We start from the raw sequence: 20,373 nt of genomic DNA, 5'->3' as shown, positions 1-20,373 counted from the left end.
AATTATGACTTTTTGGAATCATATTTCCCCGTTAATGAAGGGAATTATTTGTATTTTATTATCTGCTTTAGGCTTTTCTCTGATGGCTCTTTTTATGCGTTTGGCAGGCGAATTGCCTTTAGCGGAGAAAGCGATTTTTCGCAATGCCATAACAGCATTAATTAGTGGTTATATCATTTTGCGAAATAAGCAGTTATTTTTAGGTAGAAAAGAAAATAGAAGCATATTGCTATTACGTTCTATCACAGGATTACTTGGCATATTATGTGGTGTGTATATTATTGACCATTTAGTATTAAGTGATGTTGATATGATCGGTAAGCTCACTTCGTTTATACTCATTGTTTTTTCCGCCCTTTTTTTGAAGGAAAAAGCCTCATTAATGCAATTAGGGCTATGTCTGCTCGCATTTTTTGGGGCTTTGTTTATTATTAAGCCTACCTTTGATCTTCATTTTTTTCCGTATTTTATTGGAATAATCGGTGCGGTTTTTGCTGCATTAGCCTATCTTTGTTTACGTATTCTTGGACAGAAAGCGAGACCTGAAAGCTCAAATACGATTGTTTTTTTCTTTTCCGCATTTTCGACAATTGTCTTATTCCCCTTTGTTTTTTTAGATTTTGTCCCCATAAATGTGATTCAACTCAGTTATTTATTATTATCAGGAATTGCTGCAACAGTCGGGCAGTTTTCTGTGACATTAGCTTATAAATATGCAGCAGCGAAAGATATTTCGATTTATAGTTATTCATCGGTTCTTTTTAGTGCGTTACTTGGTGCAGTAGTATTTGGGCAATTTCCAGATAGTTGGAGTATTTTAGGTTATTTGATCGTTTTTGTTTCAGGTTTACTGATGTTTATGTTTACACGAACAAATAGAAAGATTTAATTATTTTTTCAGCTTTTTAAGCTAGAATATCGTAAGTTTTAGTGCATATTCTTATGAATAGGAAAGAGGGATTATATGCAATTTATTGGAAAGATTATTGGTTTTTTTATTGGCTATAAATTATTCGGTGGTATTTTTGGTGGTCTACTCGGCGTATTTATCGGACATTTAGCAGATAAAAAATTATATGAATTAGGTTCTGTAAGATCATCTGTTTTTGGTAAAAATTTGACTCGTCAGTCATTATTTACTCAAACTACGTTTGCCGTATTAGGGCATATTGCTAAGGCTAAAGGTCGAGTGACGGAAGATGATATTCATTTAGCTCGCCAGCTTATGGCGCGTCTAAAATTAGATGAAAAGGCGAAACAATTAGCTCAACAAGCATTTACTTTGGGTAAAGAAGCTGATTTCCCATTACGCACGGTGATTCAAGAGTTTAGGGAGGCTTGTGGGCAACGTGCTGATTTATTGCGTTTCTTTGTTGAAGTACAAATGCAGGCTGCATTGCAGGATGGACAGTTGGATTCTAATGAGCAGCAGATTCTATTTACTATTGCGGAAACCATGGGAATGAATCGTTTCCAATTTGAGCAGATGATTGCGATGGTAATGGCTGCCCAGCAGTTCCGTTCTGGCGGTTTTTATCAAGAGCAATACCAACAGCAAAGCGGATCATATCATCAATCACAAGGAAATTATGGCGGATATCGTCCAAGTGGTCCAAATGTAAAAGATGCTTATACGGTATTAGGTGTCACGGAAAATGATGAGCAAAATACGGTTAAACGCGCGTATCGTAAATTAATGAACGAGCATCATCCGGATAAGCTGGCAGCAAAAGGTTTACCGGATGAGATGATGGAATTAGCGAAAGAGAAAGCTCAACAAATTCAAGCGGCTTACGATTTGATTTGCAAGACGAAAGGTTGGAAATAAGTGTAGGGTTATAAGCGGTCATTTTTGGTAAAATTTTTGCAAAAATTGACCGCTTTCTTTTTAAATCAAATAAGTAAAATAATTGAATATGATACCTAAAGTTATTTTAGCACCGATGCAAGGCGTATTAGATCCTTTTGTTCGCAAATTACTGACGGCAGTAAATGATTACGATCTCTGTATTTCCGAATTTGTGCGAGTGGTGGATCAAAAATTGCCGAAGAAAGCATTTTATCGCCTTGCACCTGAATTGTTGCAAGGCGGTTTAACCGATTCTGATACGCCTGTGCGAGTGCAGTTATTAGGACAACATCCACAATGGTTGGCAGAAAATGCTCAGTTGGCGATAGAGTTGGGATCGCACGGGGTGGATTTGAATTGCGGTTGTCCGTCTAAAACGGTAAATGGCAGTAATGGTGGTGCATCATTGCTAAAAGATCCGGATTTGATTTATCGTGCAACCAAAGCAATGCGAGAAGCTGTTCCACAGGATCAGATCGTTTCGGTAAAAGTACGTTTGGGCTGGGATTCGGCAGATCAATGCTTTGAAATTGCCGATGCGGTGGCACAAGGTGGTGCAAATGAAATTACCGTACACGGTCGTACCAAACAAGACGGCTATCGAGCGGAACGAATTAATTGGCAGGCAATCGGCGAAATTCAAAAACGTCTTTCGATTCCGGTGATCGCCAATGGTGAAATTTGGGATTTTGAATCGGCAAAAAATTGCCAAAATATGACCGATTGTTCGAGCCTTATGATTGGGCGAGGTGCATTAAACACGCCGAACCTCAGCCGAGTGGTGAAATTTAATCAGCCTAAAATGGCATGGAACGAGGTACTGCAATTACTGTTTCAATATGTAAATCTGGAAAATGAGCATGACTCGGGCTTTTATCATGTTGCACGTATCAAGCAATGGCTACATTATTTAGATAAAGAATATCCGGAAGCTAAAGATTTGTTCCAAATACTTAAAACAGAACACGGCTATAACGGTCTAAAAGCACATATTGAACGAGCGGTAAATCAAGAGATTTAACAATAGGGTTTTAACCACGGAAAACACAGAATACACGGAAAAAGGCTATGAGTGTATTCAGTGGTTAATTTATAAAGAGAAAACAATGAAAAAACAAATATTTAGTGAGCAAGAAGTCACAACAGAACAGCAATTTGTGGCGAAACAGGAGTTTGAGGCTTCGGAAGATATTCAAATTGAAGAGGAATATCAAGAAGTTGAAGCGGAATTAATTGTTGAAGAAAGCCTAAAACCGTCACGTTTTTGGGTAAGAGTATTACTGTTTGCGTTAGGATTGTTTAGCATTGCAGTGATTGCACAAAGCGTACAATGGTTGATCGATACCTTCCAAGCACGTCAATGGATTTATTTTGCTTTTGCTATTGTGTTCGCCTTAATCAGTTTAACCGGCGTGGTTGCGATTATCGGTGAATGGCGGAAGTTAGTTTTTTTACGTCATCATCAGCAACAACAGCAAGTAAGCGAACAATTACTTTTAGAAGAACTCTCAACGACAAGCGGTGAAAAAGCGGTAAATTTTTGCAATGAAGTTGTGGCAAATTTAAAAAATGTGCCAAGCGTGCAACATTCGCAACAGCGTTGGCAAAGCCAATTAAATGAGGCTTACAATGCAAAAGAAGTGCTTTATCTATTTAGTGAAACAGTGCTCACTCCGCTTGATAAGCAAGTGAAAAGAATGATTTCAAAAAGTGCGACTGAGAATGCAATTATCGTAGCGGTTAGCCCGTTAGCTGTGGTGGATATGTTGATGGTCGCTTGGCGAAATATTGCGTTAGTCAATAAAATTAGCAAAACCTACGGTATGCAATTAGGCTATTTCAGCCGTTTGAAATTATTCAAAATGGTCTTAACCAATATGGTGTTTGCCGGAGCAACCGAAGTGGTGAGCGATGTCGGTATGGAGTTTTTCTCGCAGAATCTAACCGCTAAACTTTCGTTACGAGCCGCACAGGGCATTGGTGTCGGCTTACTTACGGCAAGATTAGGCATTAAAGCGATGGAATTTTGTCGTCCTGTTGCGTTTCAATCGGGCGAAAAGCCAAAACTTTCTGCCATTCGCCAACAATTATTAACTTCGGTTAAAAACACAATTTTTGCAAAAGCTGAAGAAAAGGTGAGTGAAAAAATATAGATATTCTATGGTGTGCTGTTTTAATCACCACGGAATACACGGGGAACACAGAAAAGAAAACAAGTGGTAGGAGCTGTAAAAAGCGGCATTATGCTGCAGTTGCACAAAAGTTTATTTGTAGGGGCGAACAGAGTTCACCCCTACATCATTCATTTACATAAACTAACCTACCACCAAATCAAATCTCACACTAAATTTGTCTTCCATTAAGCGGTATTGATCTTTTAAATTCGGACCGCACGAGTTAGATCCGATTCCACTCATTTTGTAATCAATACATAGCACGCTGTAATCTGATTCTTGTAGATCGTAGCAATGTTTTTTCGCGGTCAATTCCTCTTGCGTATATGGCGAGAGATTAAAGCTGAACGGTTGGCTTGCACTCACAAACAGATTTTCCGATTTGAGATATTCACAACCGTAATGGCTGCCGTTCTCCTGTGGTTTAACATAATCGGTATGATTGTGTTTTGCCGTGGTATGGTAGATGCCTAACTTCGCTAAATGGTGTTTATCCACATAGCTTTCTTGCTCGCCGTAACCAAAATATTCCACCGTATTTTCTGCTTTAGTAAGCCAGAAGCGTAAACCGAAACGAGGTAAATACGGTAATTCGGTTGGGCGGATTGCATTAATTTCCACCGAAATCTGTCCGTTATTGAAGATATGATAACCAATATCTAACGTTAAAATACGACCGCGAGAAATTGAAACAATGGCAGATTTTACTGAAAATTCGACCGCTTGTTCGCTTTGTTGCCATTGAATTTCATACGCTCTGGTATAGGCTTTATCGTAGCCAGCATTTTGCCACGCTTCACGAATGAGACGATCATTATCAGTCGGTGCACGCCAGATATTAAAGTCTAACGGTTGTTGAATAATCGCTTTGCCGGCTTTTTCAATACGGCTGAAAATCCCTTTCTGTTTATCTAATTGATAATTAAATTGACCGTTGTGTACGTTAATGTGGAAGCGATCTTCCTGTACTTCAAATGTACTGTTTGCAATCGTGAATTGTGGCAATACTAATTTATTTTCGCTAAATAAATTGAGCTGCTCGAAGCCAAGTGAATGCGCTTCGTCTAATAATTCGACCGCGGTATTTAAGCGATAATTTAAATTCAATAGCCATAAATGCCCATTATTTTTTGGTAACTCAATCGGTAATACAGCGTTGCTGTGCGGTTGGCAAGCAACGGATAAATTTCCACCGCTTGTCACCACGCCGTTTTCGACAAATTCATAATCAATCGTCAGATAATCAGCGAGATCAGTGAAATCCAAATAGTTGTGGATCACAATTTGGTTATCGATTAATTCGGCACGTGCAGGGCGATTTACATTTTTAAGCTCCAATAAATTACTGTGTGGAATACGATCTGGTGACACTAAACCGTCCATACAGAAATTTCCATCGTGCGGACTTTCACCGAAATCACCACCATAACCGAATTGTCCGTTAGCACGGTAAGGGGCGTGATCGCACCATTCCCACACAAAACCACCGCACGATTGCGGATGACGATGGAATGCTTGCCAATAATCTTCTGCATCGCCGTTTGAGTTACCCATTGCGTGACTGTATTCACACAATACGAAAGGTTTAGTTTGAGTGGTAGCACAATAGCGGTCGATATCTTCAGTTGAACCGTACATTTCACTATAAAAATCTAAATTTGATAGATCATTATTATCGGCAGAATGTTGGTAAATCGAGCTTTCGTAATGCACTAGACGAGATTTATCACGTTGTTTAATCCATGTCGCTGCCGCTTCAAAGTTTGCACCATAGCCGGATTCATTACCTAACGACCAAATAATAATCGAAGTACGGTTTTTGTCTCGTTCCACGTTGGCTTGTTGGCGGTCTAAAATCGCTTTTTTGAACAGAGGATCACGAGCAAAGTAGCAGAAATTATCAATTGTATCTTGTCGGATACGTGCGGTTTGCAAATCGTTTTCATGGTTTAAGAAAATACTCGGTTCCGGCGTTTTGACAGTTAGCATTGAAGCACCATGCGATTCAACATCACTTTCGCCAATCAGATAAAAACCGTATTGATCGCATAATTCGCTAAACCAAGGTGCATTCGGATAATGGGCGGTACGAATTGCGTTGATATTATGCTGTTTCATCAGCTGTAAATCTTTATGCGCTTGTGCGTAGCTAATCGCATAACCGGTTTTCGGATCGCTATCGTGGCGGTTTACTCCTTTAAATTTAATCGCTTGCTGATTAAATAATAAAATGCCATCTTTAATTTCCACTTTTCTAAAACCGATTTTTTGCACAATTACTTCTTCCGAAGTACGTAAAATTAAGGTGTAAAGTTGTGGGTTTTCGGCATTCCATAACTGAATATCTTCGACATCAATATTAAGCTGCGTATCGGTTTGATTGAAAACGGTAAAGCCTTTCGGATCGAATAATTGATATTCAATCGCTTGCTGCTGACGGCTAAAAAGCGTTTCCACTTTCAGATTGGCGTGACGTAATTCATCATCCAATTCATATTGAATAAAGAAATCTTGCAGATAATTTTGTTCTCGTTCAAGCAAATAGACATCACGGAAAATACCCGACATTCTGAATTTGTCTTGGTCTTCTAAATAGCTGCCGTCACACCATTTCAGTACCACGACGGTTAAATGGTTGGTGCCGACTTGTAAATAATCGCTAACATCAAATTCGGAGGTGTTGTGGCTGATTTGGCTATACCCGACAAATTGTTTATTCACGTAAATAAATAAACAAGAATCCACGCCTTCAAAATTGAGTAAATAACGCTTATCACTTTTCGGAGTAAGTTGTAGAGTTCGATGATATACACCGCATGGGTTTTGATGCGGAACAAACGGCGGATCAAACGGGAACGGGTAGTTAATATTGGTATAGTGATGATGATCGAAGCCGTGATTTTGCCAATTTGCCGGCACCGGAATTTTATGTTCAAACGCAACATCAAGGACATTATCCGGTAGGTCATGATAGCTTTGGAAGTAATTAAAATCCCATTGACCGTTGAGTAGAGTAAAGTAGTCGGATTGTTCACGTTTACCACTTAATGCGGTTTCATTTTGTTTATGAGGAATAAAATAAGCGTGATGATCAACAGTATTTACGTGGAGTATATTCGGATCTTGGAAGTAATTTGGCAGTATCATGATAATTTCCTCGATGTTTACAAATTAAAAGTGGAAGGTATAACGAATATCGTGTTTATAGCGTTCGCCCGTTTTGGTGATGCCGCCGAATTTTGCCAATTCAGATTGGTTTGGCGAATCAGGGAAAAATTCCGGTTCTAAAGCAACGCCTGCGTAATCTTGGTAAGTTGAGCCACTTAGATTCGGTTGTCCACTAAGCCAATTCCCCGAATAACATTGCAACGCCGGCATTGAGGTATTGAGTTCAAGGCTAAGATCTTCAACGGCTAAACAAGCGGTCGGTTTTGAAGAATTTTTTACTAATTTGAAAGCGTGATCATAACCTTTTACCAATTGTTGATCGGCATCTTTCAGCAAGTCTTGCCCAATCGATTTAGACGTTGAAAAATCGAAGCCGGTATGAGCAACCGCTTTAAACGGTAAAACCAGGATACCGTCTGCACCGACCGGTAAATATTCGTCAGCATTAATCATTAATTGATGCGAAAGTACGTCACCTGTACCGAGTAAATTGAAATAAGCGTGATTGGTAAAGCAGAGTGGAGTGTCTTGATTGGTGGTTGCGTTAAATGCAATTTCAACTTCTTTTCCATGCAAACGATAAGTCACAAAGGCATGAACTTCACCGCCGAACCCTTCTTCGCCGTCGGCAAAAATCCGGTTGAATTTGACCGCTTGCGGATCAATTTGCTCTGCTTGCCAAATTTGTTTATCTCCCCCTTTTACACCACCGTGCAAGGTATTTTCACCATCATTTTTTACCAAAGTATAGGTTTTACCATTAAGTTGATATTCGGCATTGGCAATGCGATTAGCATAGCGTCCACAAGTTGCTCCAAAGTAAGCGGTCTGATTTTGCCAATTTTCTGCAGATGTGGTAACTAACACTTCACGTTCGCCTTTTGGATGTTTTACGACACAAGAAAGCCAAGATGCACCGAAGTCTGACAGAGTGATTTTGAGGAATGAGTTTTCGAGGATAAAGGTTTTCATAACTTGCTCCGAAAGCAAGAAACCACGGAGGTTTCCGTGATTTCTGAAAAATTAATCATTAAATAAGATGAACGCCGTCACAAGCGGTACAAAGATGGAAGGTTTCTTTGATACCGGTTTGTTTTTCATAATTTTCTGCAATAATTTGACGTAAATGTTCCACTTTTTCGTTTGGTACTAAACAAACGATACAGCCGCCGAAGCCACCGCCGGTCATACGTGAACCGCCATTTTTACCGATCGCCACTTGTGCCAATTCGACTAAGTAATCAATTTCCGGAATGGTAATTTCAAAATCATCACGCATAGAGTCGTGCGACCCCGCCATTAATTGACCGAGTTTGACCATATCATTTGCTTTTAAGGCTTCAACCGCTTCTAATACACGCTGATTTTCGCTAATGATATGTTTAGCACGTTTATAGGCGAGTTCATTTTCTGCTTGCAATTCGCTTGCTCGCTCAATAAATTGCTCTGACGTAACATCACGCAATGCTTTTGCCCCAAAGAATTTGGCAGCAAATTCACATTCTTGACGGCGACTGTTATATTCACCTGTCACTAAGTCGTGTTTTACGTTAGAGTTGATAATCGCAATTGAATAACCGTGCGGAACTGGTGTTGGGGTAATGTCTAGCGAACGGCAATCAATCATAATTAATTGATCTTTTTGTCCGAGTGCCGAGGTGAGTTGATCCATATTGCCGCAATTTGCACCAACGAATTTGTTCTCAGCTTCTTGTCCGATTAAAGCGATTTCCGCCAAACTAAGTGGCAAATTACCTAATACTTGTGCGGTTTTACCGATTGAAATTTCTAATGCGGCAGAAGAACTCAAACCGGAAGACATCGGTACATCACTTGTCATGGCTAAATCCGCACCTTGTTTAAACTCAGGACATTTGGCTTGAATATATTTCACCACGCCACGTACGTAATTTGCCCATTTGTGTTCAGACGGTTCAATTGGTTGGCTAAGATCAAATTCATCTTGTTTATCAATATCAATCGCATAAACACGCCAAATACTATCATCACGTTTACTAAAGCTGACTGCCATGCCGTAGTTAATTGCACAAGGCATTACAAAACCGTCATTGTAATCGGTATGTTCACCGATAATATTAACTCGTCCTGGTGCAAAAACGGTTTGAGCCGCTAGATAACCGTAATGTTCAATAAATTTTTGTGTCGCAAGTTGTTGTGGTTTCATTATATCTTTCTCTCATTCTGTTATTTATCTTTGTAGTGAACGCTATCGCTCACCGCATTTAATCTTTCTGCCGCTTGTTCCGGTGTCAGATCTCGTTGGCTTTCCGCCATCATTTCATAACCAACCATAAATTTACGTACGGTGGCAGAACGTAACAATGGTGGATAGAAATGGGCGTGAAGCTGCCAATGTGTATTATCACTTTCATTAAACGGTGCGAAATGGAAGCCCATTGAATATGGGAAACTGATATTAAATAAGTTATCGTAGCGAGTGGTTAGCTTTTTAAGTGCGAGAGCTAAATCCGCTCGTTCGGCTTCGTTTAAATCGGTAATGCGTTTAAAGTGTTTATGTTTTGGCAGCAACAAAGTTTCAAACGGCCAGCCTGCCCAGTAAGGCACTACGGCAATCCAATCTTCAGTTTCTACCACAATACGTTCTTTTTTAGTTAATTCACGCTCTGCATAATCGAGTAGCAATGGACGACCGTATTGAGCGAAGTAATTCGCCTGACATTCGTCTTCAATCGCAATTTCGTTTGGTAAGAAATTGCTTGCCCAAATTTGACCGTGTGGGTGTGGATTAGAACAGCCCATCATTGCGCCTTTATTTTCAAAAATTTGTACCCATTGATAACGGCTTTTTAATTCGTTGGCTTGCTCTTGCCAAACCTGTACCACTTGTTCAATTTCAGACACAGAAAGTTGCGGTAAGGTTTTGCTGTGATCAGGCGAGAAACAAATTACACGGCTTTCGCCTTGGGTATGTGAAATTTGGAATAATGGATCTGTACCGGCTTCCAGGGCGGGCGTATCCGGTAGTAAAGCGGAGAAATCGTTTTTAAATACGAAAGGTTTACTATAAACGGGATTTTGCTCGCCGGTAATACGTTTATTACCTGGGCAAAGATAGCAAGTCGGATCATAACTTGGTTTATTATCAGCAACCGTGTCTTCTTGTTGACCTTGCCACGGACGTTTTGCACGATGCGGTGAAACTAGAATCCATTGGTTTTTTAATGGATTAAAACGACGATGAGGGTGATCGTTTAGGATAAATTGTTGGCTCATTGTAGAACTTCTCCATTTGGCGTTTTAGGGTTGGAGTATAACTAACATTATATTTTTTGTGTGTGATAAGGATCACAGAAGTATGAGATCACATTAAATTTTACACCGTATGATTAAATGTTAACGTTATCATTTTGAAAATTGAAGTGAAAAAAGTGAGAAGTGTGAGAGTGATCACAAAATTTTTAGGGCAGTATATAACTGCCCTAAAAAGTTTACTATTTAAGAAATTATAAGCGAGTAAATTTCAATAACATAGCGGATGCTGGGTCAATAATCGGTAAGCCTAAGCCAACTTTTGCTAACCACTCGCTATTAATGACAACTTTTTCACCGCTTAATGCTTTTACCATCCATTCTGGTAACTGTTTCATCAAGTGACCGAATTTTCCGTCGGCAAAGTTACGTGGTAAATCCAGAATTTCTACTTGATAATTACCTTCTTTGAGATACGGCACACGGAGTGATTCCTGACGTAAGTAATCGAGCATTGCAAGTTGGCTGATTAAAACCACCGCTTGTGAGCTGTCTTGTGCTACCACCCCGTTAACTAAACAAGCTGGATCTTTACGGTCTAAACGGAATGCCGTGCCGCTATGCAATAGATCTCGTAAAGATTTATGTAATGCAATATATTTAGCGAAATTTTTACGTTCTTCCTCACCTTCTTTTACCGGGTCTAATTCCACCCCCATATGACCGAATAGTGCAGTTAAACCACGGAAATTCGCATCTAATTTGCGATATGTAGTATGGCAATGGAAGCCGCCGATATGCGCGCCCATAATTTCAGGCGGATAGAAGTAACTAAAACCACGTTGGATTGTTTGGCGTTCGAGCGCATCGTTATCATCAGAAGTCCAGAAGCGTTGTGAGCGTTTTAACACTTCGTAATCGATACGACCGCCACCGGAAGAGCAGGCTTCAAATTCAACATTCGGATATTTCTCACAAAGCACATCGCACAAGCGATAGAATGCTTCAGTTTGTTTGGTTACCGCTGCTTTGCCTTGGTGAGCGCCTTGCACGATACGGCGGTTCATATCCCATTTTACATAGTCAATATCGTGATTGCCGAGTAGCCAATCCATTCGTTCCACTAAATAATCGAAAACTTCCGGATTGCAAAGGTCGAGCACAAATTGGTTGCGTTCGGCAGGTTGATCGTAACCTTCTACTGCGAGTAACCAATCCGGGTGTTGTTGGTAAAGTTTAGTCGGTTTGTTGATCATTTCTAACTCAACCCAAATCCCGAATTGCATACCGAGATCTTTTACCGCTTTGACCACAGGCGTTAAACCGTTTGGATATTTGCGTTCGTCTAAGTACCAATCGCCCAAGCCGCCGAAATCATCATCACGCCCAATAAACCAACCGTCATCAATAATAAAACGTTCCACGCCCATTTCTGCGGCAGCTTTTGCCATAGCGATAATATGTTCCGGTTTGTGATCGAAGTAAACGCCTTCCCAAATATTGAGGTGTACCGGGCGTGTTTTACCTTGCGGAAAACGGAGGATATTTTCTCGCACATATTGGTGAAACTGTTGGCTCATACCGTTTAAGCCTTGGTTAGAAGCGGTTGCATAAACCCAGGGAGTCGCAATCTCTTCATCTTGTGAGAGCGTGATTTCACCCGGGAAGTATAACGCTTCTAATTGCACGCTACGTCTGCCTCGAATATCAATATCAGCACGAATACGGTGGTTGCCACTCCAAGCCAAATGGAAGCCCCATACATCGCCTTTTTGTTCTTTATAGCCTTCTTCACCGACAATCAAAATCGGCGGATATTCGTGTGATGTTCTGCCGACACGGTTTTCTTGAATAAAACCGCCGTGTTTGAGATTTTGGCGATTCGGTTGAAATTCTCGTACCCAGCGACCGTAGAACCTACAGACTTCATCGGCAAATTCAGGCAACGGCAATGTGACGGCAAGGCGGTTTACGCTATAAGGTACGGCTTTTAAATTACGTAATTTATTACGTGTTTTTAATACGGATGTCGTTTTATCTAATACAAATTCGCTACTAAATTCCAAGCCGGCAATTTCATCAATTTGGCGGATGATCAAGCGGTCATTTTGTTGCTCGATTTTACTTAATTTGAATACTGGCATCGAGTCTAAACCGTTACGATGACCTTCAATTGAAGAGGATTCAAAATAGCCACGACCGTTTTCCGCTGCAAGTGAAACCGGTACGTCAATATCTAAACCACCGTTTGTTACACCTGAGTAGCTAAGCCAAGCATTAGTCGGTTCAAATTGCGCGAGTTTTTCTCCCCAATAAAGAATTTGGGGATTATCTGAGGCGTTAATAATCAGATCGTTTTGGTTGCTGGATAAGCGAATGATGTTGTTCATAATAAATTCCTTATTTGCAAAATTTGAAAGAAAACTGACCGCTTGTTAAGCGCCTCTGGTATTGCGTTTTTGTAATTGATAACGTTCTTGCATATTCATTTTTCCAGTTAAGGTGAAAATGGAGAGAAGGGTAAAACCTAATGCCACGCAGCCTAAAATAAAGTAAGTATCTTGATAACCGAATTTGTCATACCAGCCACCAATCACAGAAGAGGCAAGCATATTTCCGACTTGTTTGATGAATTGGCAGGCAACCATATAGATTGTTGCAGAGAAATGAACTTCAAACACGTTACCGATATATTTAAATAAGCCGACAAGATAGAAAGGCACTTCAAACATATGTAGCGTTTTTAGCACCACCACGTGCCACCACTCCGTTGCAAAGGATGAACCTAAGATGCGGATACTCATAATAAATCCAGCGGTAAGTAAGGCATTTTTGCACCCATTCGATTAATTAAAAATGGCACAAAGAACATAATTACCGCATTTAAAAATTCGCCCATTGTGGTGACATAACCAAAAATCTCAATACCTCTTTCTTTAGAGTCAAAGAAGGTGTTAAAAAAGTTACCGAATTGTTGGTCGAAAATATCATAGGTACAGGCAACACCAACAACATAAGCAAGTAATGCCCAAAAACGAGGTAATCTGAATAGCATAAAGGCTTGTTTGATGCTAACTGGATTGCTGTTAGCACCGAGTTTTTCCATTACCATTGCGGTTTGGCTTTGTTGCTCCGGTTTTGCAATGGCAACCAAAATGACGACAACTAATGCACCGGCAGAGCCTAGCCAAAATACGGAGTTAGGATCTTTGCTGTATAGTATGCCGGCAATAGATGCACAGATACCCCAACCAATCATACCGAACATTCTTGCTCGTCCGTATTCAAAACGACTTTGGCGACTCACTCTTTCAATATAGGCTTCCGATGCACCGGCACCTCCGGCGAAAACAAATCCCATATAGATACCGCCAAGTATTGCACCTAACCAAATATTCGTTTTAAGCAAGGGGGCAAAGACATAAATAAAGAAAGGCGCATAGAAAAGAAGAGCGATAGAAACAGCCCAAAGAATATGTTTTTTTAAACCGAGTTTATCCGTTACAAAACCAAAAATCGGTTGAAAACACAGTGCAAAAAAAGACATTGCAGCAAAAACAATACCTCGTTCTTCACCGGTTAAGCCATTAATATCTCCAAGCCAAATCCCTAGAAAAGGGTAACAAGTTGCCATAACAAAGAAATAAGTAAAGAAATAACCGCTAAAAGCTAAATAGTTACGATTTCCCCAATAATACACTTTGTTATTTTGTGTCGGAGTTTGAGTTTGCATAAAACACCTCTTACTTTGATGATTTCTTGTTTTGAATGTTAACGTTATCATTTTTGAATAAAAAGAATAAAATAATGAAAATGTGATTCAAGTCACAAATTTTAACGTTAACATATTGAAAGTGTGAAGAAGATCACATTCTTAGTGATTGCGAATCTGTAGATGATAATGGACAATGAAGTATCAGAAAAATAACAAATAGAATATGGTGTATGGCTTCTTTGAAAGATGTCGCAAAATTAGCCGGCGTTTCAGTTATGACGGTTTCTCGAGCGATAAATAATCCGAAACAGCTTTCAGATAAAACTCGATTAGCGGTTCAACAAGCAATTGAGCAATTAAATTATGTACCGAATTTAGCTGCACAGAAAATTCGTGGGGCAACAGAAAATACGATTGGTGTTTTATCCTTTAGTACCGCCACGACGCCGTTTTCGGTTGAGATTTTATTAGCAATCGAACAAACTGTTCGCCAACACGGTTGGAATTCGTTTGTCATTAATACGTTTGAAGATGACCAGCAAGATGTTGAAAAGGCAGTAGAGTTATTGCTTTCACATCGTCCAACCGCAATTATTATTAGTCGTCACGGTTTAAAGAAAATTCAGATTCCAAAACGTTTAGCAAATTACCCGATTGTTTTAGCGAATTGTGTTACCGACGATATACAAGTTGCCAGTTATATTCCGAATGACTTTCAAGGACAAGCGGATGTGACTCGTTTATTAGTCGAAAAAGGTTATAAGAAACCGTTATGTTTGTATATTCCATATAATGCGATTGCGGCTAAAGAACGACAAAAAGGTTTTCAAGCGGTTTGGTTTTCTCAAAAAAATGCAAATGTGCCGACCGAGTTTTTTATGAACGAAAGCGATGATTATTTAGAAGGTGCAGATCGATTAAAAGAGATTTTAGCCTCAGATCTTGAGCATTTTGACTATGATGTCATCGTATGCGGTAATGACCGGATTGCAATGCTTGCTTATCAGTTATTGCTTGCACGTGGATTACGTATTCCGCAAGATGTTGCGGTTGTCGGTTATGATAATATGGTTGGGGTGGCTCATTTATTTTTACCGCCTTTGACGACAGTACAGCTACCACATTATGAAATGGGACGGCAAGCCGCATTACACTTAATCGAAGCGAAACAAGATAAAGACGTTCATTATCTTGAGTGTCCTTTAATTCAGCGGAAGTCTTGTTAGCTTATTTCAAACGGAATACAGCAATAAATCGATGTATTCCGTATTTTTGATAATTAAAGTTCAAAATTATCAAAATCGTTGCTATCGACTTTAGCATCGATTTGCCCAACCAAATAGGAACTGACTTCGACTTCTTGCGGCGCAACTTGTACGTTATCAGACACCAACCAAGCATTAATCCACGGAATCGGATTTGAAGAAGTTGCAAAAGGGCGAGGTAATCCGACCGCTTGCATTCGAATATTGGTAATATATTCAACATATTTCACTAAAATATCTTCATTCAAACCCATCATTGAACCGTCTTTAAATAAATACGCCGCCCATTCTTTTTCTTGTTCTGCCGCTGCCACAAAAAGCGCATAAGCTTCTTGTTTACATTCTTCGGCAATTTGTGCCATTTCCGGATCGTCTTGTCCGACTGCCATAATGTTCAACATATTTTGTGTGCCGGTTAAATGGAGGTATTCATCACGTGCGATAAATTTAATAATTTTAGCGTTACCTTCCATTAACTGACGTTCGGCAAACGCGAAAGAACAAGCGAACGATACGTAAAAACGAATTGCTTCTAGTACGTTCACACTCATTAAGCATAAATAAAGTTGGCGTTTTAGATTGCGTAACGTTACTTGGTATTGCTTGCCGTCCACCGTATAGCAACCTTCTCCGTAAAGCGTATAAAGTTGCGAATCTCGAATTAAATCATCGTAGTAGCAAGAAATATCTTTCGCACGTTTAATAATTTCTTCGTTAGTCACGATATCGTCAAACACAATCGACGGATCATTCACGATATTACGGATAATATGCGTATAAGAACGTGAGTGGATCGTTTCGGAAAATGTCCAAGTTTCGATCCAAGTTTCCAGCTCAGGAATCGATACTAACGGCAAAAATGCTACGTTCGGGCTGCGACCTTGAATAGAATCAAGTAATGTTTGATATTTTAAGTTACTGATAAAAATATGTTTTTCGTGTTCCGGCAATGATTGGTAGTCGATACGATCTTGCGAAACATCGACTTCTTCCGGACGCCAGAAAAATGAGAGCTGTTTTTCGATTAACTTTTCAAATAATTCATATTTTTGTTGGTCATAACGAGCGACATTGACATTTTGCCCGAAAAACATCGGTTCTTTTAATTGATCATTTTTATTTTGTGAGAAAGTGGTGTATGCCATTTTGTATCCTTTTTGAATTGCCCACGCACGGCAAGCCGTACGTGGTTATGATCAGCCTTCGGCTGAGTGAGCCACGCTGTGGCTCTTAACATTCTCCGAATTATTTCTGTGTTCTCCGTGTATTCCGTGGTTAGTTAAATTCAGACTAGACACTAAATTTTGCAGGCACCGCCAGTGCAACCGTCATTTAAATCCTCTTGGGCATCTTCTGCTCCGTCTCTGGTATTTTGGTAATAGAGTGTTTTTAATCCGTATTTATAAGCGGTCAGTAAATCAGCAAGTAAGCGTTTCATCGGTACTTTGCCGTCTTCAAATTTTTGCGGGTCATAATTGGTATTTGCCGAAATTGCCTGATCAATGAATTTCTGCATAATACCGACCAGCTGTAAGTAACCGCTCATATCGGGGATATCCCACAATAACTCGTATTGTGAACGGAGCTTTTCATATTCCGGCACAACTTGTTTTAAGATGCCGTCTTTTGAGGCTTTAACACTCACGTAGCCACGCGGCGGTTCAATGCCGTTGGTCGCATTGGAAATTTGCGAGGAAGTTTCTGATGGCATTAATGAGCTTAACGTTGAGTTACGTAAGCCGAATTGTTGAATCTCCGCACGCAAACTTTCCCAATCATAATGTAGAGGTTCTTGAGTCAGGTTATTCAATTCTTTTTTATAGCTATCAATCGGTAAAATGCCTTGAGCATAGCTCGTCTCATTAAATAACTTACAAGCACCTTGTTCTTTGGCTAAATTGAGCGAAGCTTTCAGTAAATAATATTGCATCGCTTCAAAAGTTCTGTGCGTAAGCGCATTGGCAGAACCGTCTGAATAACGCACGCCGTTTTTCGCTAAGTAATAAGCGTAGTTGATGACCCCGATGCCAAGTGAACGGCGAGCTAATGCGGCGTGTTTTGCTGCTTTCACCGGATAATCTTGATAATCTAACAAGGCATCTAGCGCTCGTACCACTAAGTCGGCAAGCGGTTCAAATTCATCTAAATTTTGCAAAGTACCTAAGTTAAATGCTGAAAGGGTACAGAGTGCTATTTCCCCGTTTTCATCGTTAATATCATTCAGCGGTTTGGTCGGCAATGCGATTTCTAAACATAAATTTGATTGTTTGATCGGTGCAACTTGCGGATTGAACGGTGAATGCGTATTGCAATGATCGACATTCTGAATATAAATACGACCGGTTGAAGCGCGTTCTTGCATGAGCAGTGAAAATAACTCAACTGCTTTCACACTGCGTTTGCGAATGCTTAGGTCTTGTTCATATTGCAGATAAAGTTGTTCAAATTTGTCTTGATCAGCAAAAAATGCTTCATACAAGCCATCGACATCAGACGGGCTGAATAAGGTGATTTCTCCGCCCTTAATTAAGCGTTGATACATCAGCTTGTTGAGCTGTACACCGTAGTCCATATGACGGCAGCGGTTGTCTTCTACGCCTCGATTGTTTTTTAACACCAATAAACTTTCCACTTCTAAGTGCCATAGCGGGTAGTAAACCGTTGCTGCTCCGCCTCGTACACCGCCTTGCGAGCAAGATTTCACCGCACTTTGGAAATGCTTATAAAATGGAATACAACCGGTGTGGAAGGCCTCCCCTTGACGAATCGGGCTGCCTAAGGCACGGATTGCACCAGCGTTAATCCCAATACCTGCACGTTGCGAGACATATTTAATAATCGCAGCGGAAGTGGCATTGATGGAATCCAAACTATCGCCACATTCGATCAGTACGCAAGAACTAAACTGACGAGTCGGTGTTCTGACTCCCGACATAATTGGGGTAGGCAAGGAAATTTTGAAGGTTGACGTCGCATCGTAAAAGCGTTTTACATAATCCAAACGAGTGGCTTTCGGATATTTGGAAAACAAGCAGGCAGCCACCAAAAGATATAAGAATTGTGCCGATTCATAGATTTCTCCGGTCACTCGATTTTGGACTAAATATTTTCCTTCCAGCTGTTTGACCGCCGCATAAGAAAAATCCATATCTCGGCGGTGTACGAGAAACTCATTCATTAACTGCCATTCTTGTTCGGTATAGTCGGTTAACAGCGCTTGATCGTATTTACCGAGTGCAACCAGCTTTTTAATATGCGTGAATAAATGAGGTGGGGTGAAGTTCCCGTAGGCTTTTTTACGCAGATGAAATATCGCTAAACGTGCGGCAAGATATTGATAATCTGGTGTTTCAGTGCTGATTAAATCAGCGGCGGCTTTGATGAGCATTTCGTGAATATCAGCAGTACCAATACCTTGATAAAACTGAATATGTGCATTTAATTCTACTTGTGATACCGATACATTCTGTAACCCCTCGGCTGCCCAAGTGATGACACGATGAATTTTATCCAAATCAAACGGCTCTTGTTTTCCGTTACGTTTGGTTACCATCAATGTTTTCTGCATAAAATGTGTCTCCTTTTATCTTATTATTTTTAAACACTATATATTGTGATTTTTAAGTTCTTATATACAAGATATTGTTTTATGAAGGTGTGTGCAAGCAGAAAGTTTTGTAAAGGGATATTGACAAAAGGTAAGTGATTGAAGATAGGGGAATTACAATAAATGTAAAAAATAAACTCCTGAAAATTCATTCAGGAGTTTTCATAAAGCTAAGATTATTTTCCTTTTACATCAATAATCAAGACTTCAGATTGGGTACCAAGTCGCATCGGTATGCCCCAAAAGCCGTAACCGGAGGTGACAAAATAATGACCTAAACCGATTTTTTCATAGCCGTGAGCCAAGCGGTACATCATTTGTGTAATGATATTTACCGGAAAAATTTGCCCGTGATGAGTATGTCCGGACACTTGTAAATCAATCGGTAATTGCGAATGTTGTTCGATTTGTGTTGGGCGATGGTCAAGTAAAAACACCGGTAAATTCGAGTTTACTGCCGTTAATAATTGAGCAGTACTCGGTCGATTTTTTACTAAGTCGTCATTACGTCCGATAATGGTAAATTTTCCGTTAATTTCGACCGCTTGATCCCATAATACTTGGATACCTGCTTTTTCAATTTCGCTGGCAATCGCTTGCTGTTTTCCGAAGAAATCGTGATTACCCAAAGTGGCATAAACCCCTAAAGGCGCTTTGAGTTTAGCAAAATGCGGTTGCATATTTTCGGCGACATAAGCATTGGTATTATCATCCATAATATCGCCAGGTAACAAAATCAAATCGACCTTTTGTTGATTAAAAATCTCAGATAATTTATCTAACTGCTTTGCACCGAAGAATATGCCTAGGTGCAGATCGCTAGCCACACCAATTCGTAGCGGTTGTTCAAGCGATTTATCCAATTGTATGGAATAGTGCACGACTTTCGGTGTGTAAGCGTTATATAAAGCGAACCCAACAATACCGAAAAATGCGAAAGGATAGGTAATTTTTAAGGCGAAATTGACCGCTTGTTTGCCTTTAAATAGGCGGTAAATCGCCGCACAAGCAATAATGCAAACAGCAATAGAGTGAGCATTAGTGCCGTAATTCTAAAACCGTTAAATGTTCGTGTGACGGTAAGAATCGCTAAGCCATTTGCAACTAAATAGCTAATGGATGTCACGATCTTACGTGATTTAGGAGATAAGTTGAATAGCCAACCTACAGTACGAGAAAAGTTAAAAACAAGGCATTGCAAAACAAAAATGGCAATTCCCGTGGTAATGTAATAACGATATTCCAAAAGCTTTCCTTTTTGTTAAAAATAAAAAACGATGGGATTTTAACGCAGATTGATATTTCAAACAAAAGAAAAGCCCTACTATTAAGATAGGGCTTTTGGTTAAGCAAATGCAACATTA

General features: G+C 39.9%; 12 protein-coding genes and 2 pseudogenes. 5 read left to right on the top strand and 9 right to left on the bottom strand.

The window, feature by feature from the left end:
- The first annotated feature begins 34 nt into the window (after positions 1-34).
- The 4 genes from NYR60_RS03800 (at position 35) to NYR60_RS03785 (ending at position 4,002) form a co-directional block, all read left to right on the top strand.
- Positions 35-889: a DMT family transporter gene (locus NYR60_RS03800; RefSeq protein WP_347710222.1), complete on the top strand. Its 855-nt coding sequence runs from the start codon at positions 35-37 to the stop codon at positions 887-889.
- A 75-nt stretch (positions 890-964) separates the two neighbouring features.
- The gene (gene djlA / locus NYR60_RS03795; RefSeq protein WP_279467815.1) at positions 965-1,828 is read left to right on the top strand and encodes a co-chaperone DjlA; all 864 of its coding nucleotides are present in this window, start codon (positions 965-967) and stop codon (positions 1,826-1,828) included.
- An 88-nt stretch (positions 1,829-1,916) separates the two neighbouring features.
- Positions 1,917-2,870: a tRNA dihydrouridine(16) synthase DusC gene (gene dusC / locus NYR60_RS03790; protein ID WP_279467814.1), complete on the top strand. Its 954-nt coding sequence runs from the start codon at positions 1,917-1,919 to the stop codon at positions 2,868-2,870.
- 85 nt (positions 2,871-2,955) lie between these two features.
- Complete coding sequence (locus tag NYR60_RS03785) at positions 2,956-4,002, top strand: YcjF family protein (RefSeq protein WP_279467813.1); 1,047 nt, start codon at positions 2,956-2,958, stop codon at positions 4,000-4,002.
- A gap of 162 nt (positions 4,003-4,164) precedes the next feature.
- Here the strand turns inward: NYR60_RS03785 and NYR60_RS03780 are convergent, their stop codons facing one another.
- The 6 genes and pseudogenes from NYR60_RS03780 to NYR60_RS03755 all read right to left on the bottom strand — a co-directional run bounded on the left by NYR60_RS03780 (position 4,165) and on the right by NYR60_RS03755 (position 14,056).
- Positions 4,165-7,170 (bottom strand): glycoside hydrolase family 2 TIM barrel-domain containing protein, encoded by a 3,006-nt coding sequence (locus NYR60_RS03780; RefSeq protein WP_279467812.1) that lies wholly within the window; start codon positions 7,168-7,170, stop codon positions 4,165-4,167.
- Between the two features lie 24 nt (positions 7,171-7,194).
- Positions 7,195-8,163 (bottom strand): galactose-1-epimerase, encoded by a 969-nt coding sequence (locus tag NYR60_RS03775; protein ID WP_279467811.1) that lies wholly within the window; start codon positions 8,161-8,163, stop codon positions 7,195-7,197.
- A 58-nt stretch (positions 8,164-8,221) separates the two neighbouring features.
- Positions 8,222-9,376 carry a galactokinase gene (gene galK / locus NYR60_RS03770; RefSeq protein ID WP_279467810.1) on the bottom strand — a complete coding sequence of 385 codons (1,155 nt, stop codon included), beginning with the start codon at positions 9,374-9,376 and terminating at the stop codon, positions 8,222-8,224.
- Between the two features lie 20 nt (positions 9,377-9,396).
- Positions 9,397-10,446: a galactose-1-phosphate uridylyltransferase gene (galT, locus tag NYR60_RS03765; protein ID WP_279467809.1), complete on the bottom strand. Its 1,050-nt coding sequence runs from the start codon at positions 10,444-10,446 to the stop codon at positions 9,397-9,399.
- 230 nt (positions 10,447-10,676) lie between these two features.
- Complete coding sequence (locus NYR60_RS03760) at positions 10,677-12,812, bottom strand: alpha-galactosidase (protein ID WP_279467808.1); 2,136 nt, start codon at positions 12,810-12,812, stop codon at positions 10,677-10,679.
- Positions 12,813-12,857: 45 nt separating this feature from the next.
- Positions 12,858-14,056, bottom strand: a pseudogene (locus NYR60_RS03755) (MFS transporter).
- A 311-nt stretch (positions 14,057-14,367) separates the two neighbouring features.
- Between NYR60_RS03755 and NYR60_RS03750 the strand changes: the two are divergent.
- Positions 14,368-15,363 (top strand): LacI family DNA-binding transcriptional regulator, encoded by a 996-nt coding sequence (locus NYR60_RS03750; RefSeq protein ID WP_279467807.1) that lies wholly within the window; start codon positions 14,368-14,370, stop codon positions 15,361-15,363.
- Between the two features lie 53 nt (positions 15,364-15,416).
- Here NYR60_RS03750 and nrdB read toward each other — a convergent pair whose 3' ends face one another.
- From nrdB to NYR60_RS03735, 3 genes and pseudogenes are all read right to left on the bottom strand, one after another.
- Positions 15,417-16,547: a class Ia ribonucleoside-diphosphate reductase subunit beta gene (gene nrdB / locus NYR60_RS03745; protein ID WP_279467806.1), complete on the bottom strand. Its 1,131-nt coding sequence runs from the start codon at positions 16,545-16,547 to the stop codon at positions 15,417-15,419.
- Positions 16,548-16,699: 152 nt separating this feature from the next.
- A complete protein-coding gene (nrdA, locus tag NYR60_RS03740) occupies positions 16,700-18,970 on the bottom strand; it encodes a class 1a ribonucleoside-diphosphate reductase subunit alpha (protein ID WP_279467805.1) in 2,271 nt (756 codons plus the stop codon).
- A gap of 215 nt (positions 18,971-19,185) precedes the next feature.
- A pseudogene (locus tag NYR60_RS03735) lies at positions 19,186-20,255 on the bottom strand (metallophosphoesterase).
- Positions 20,256-20,373 lie beyond the last annotated feature (118 nt).

The organism is Actinobacillus genomosp. 2 (assembly GCF_029773605.1).
Lineage (GTDB): Bacteria > Pseudomonadota > Gammaproteobacteria > Enterobacterales > Pasteurellaceae > Actinobacillus.
This window is presented reverse-complemented; position numbering and strand designations above follow the sequence as displayed.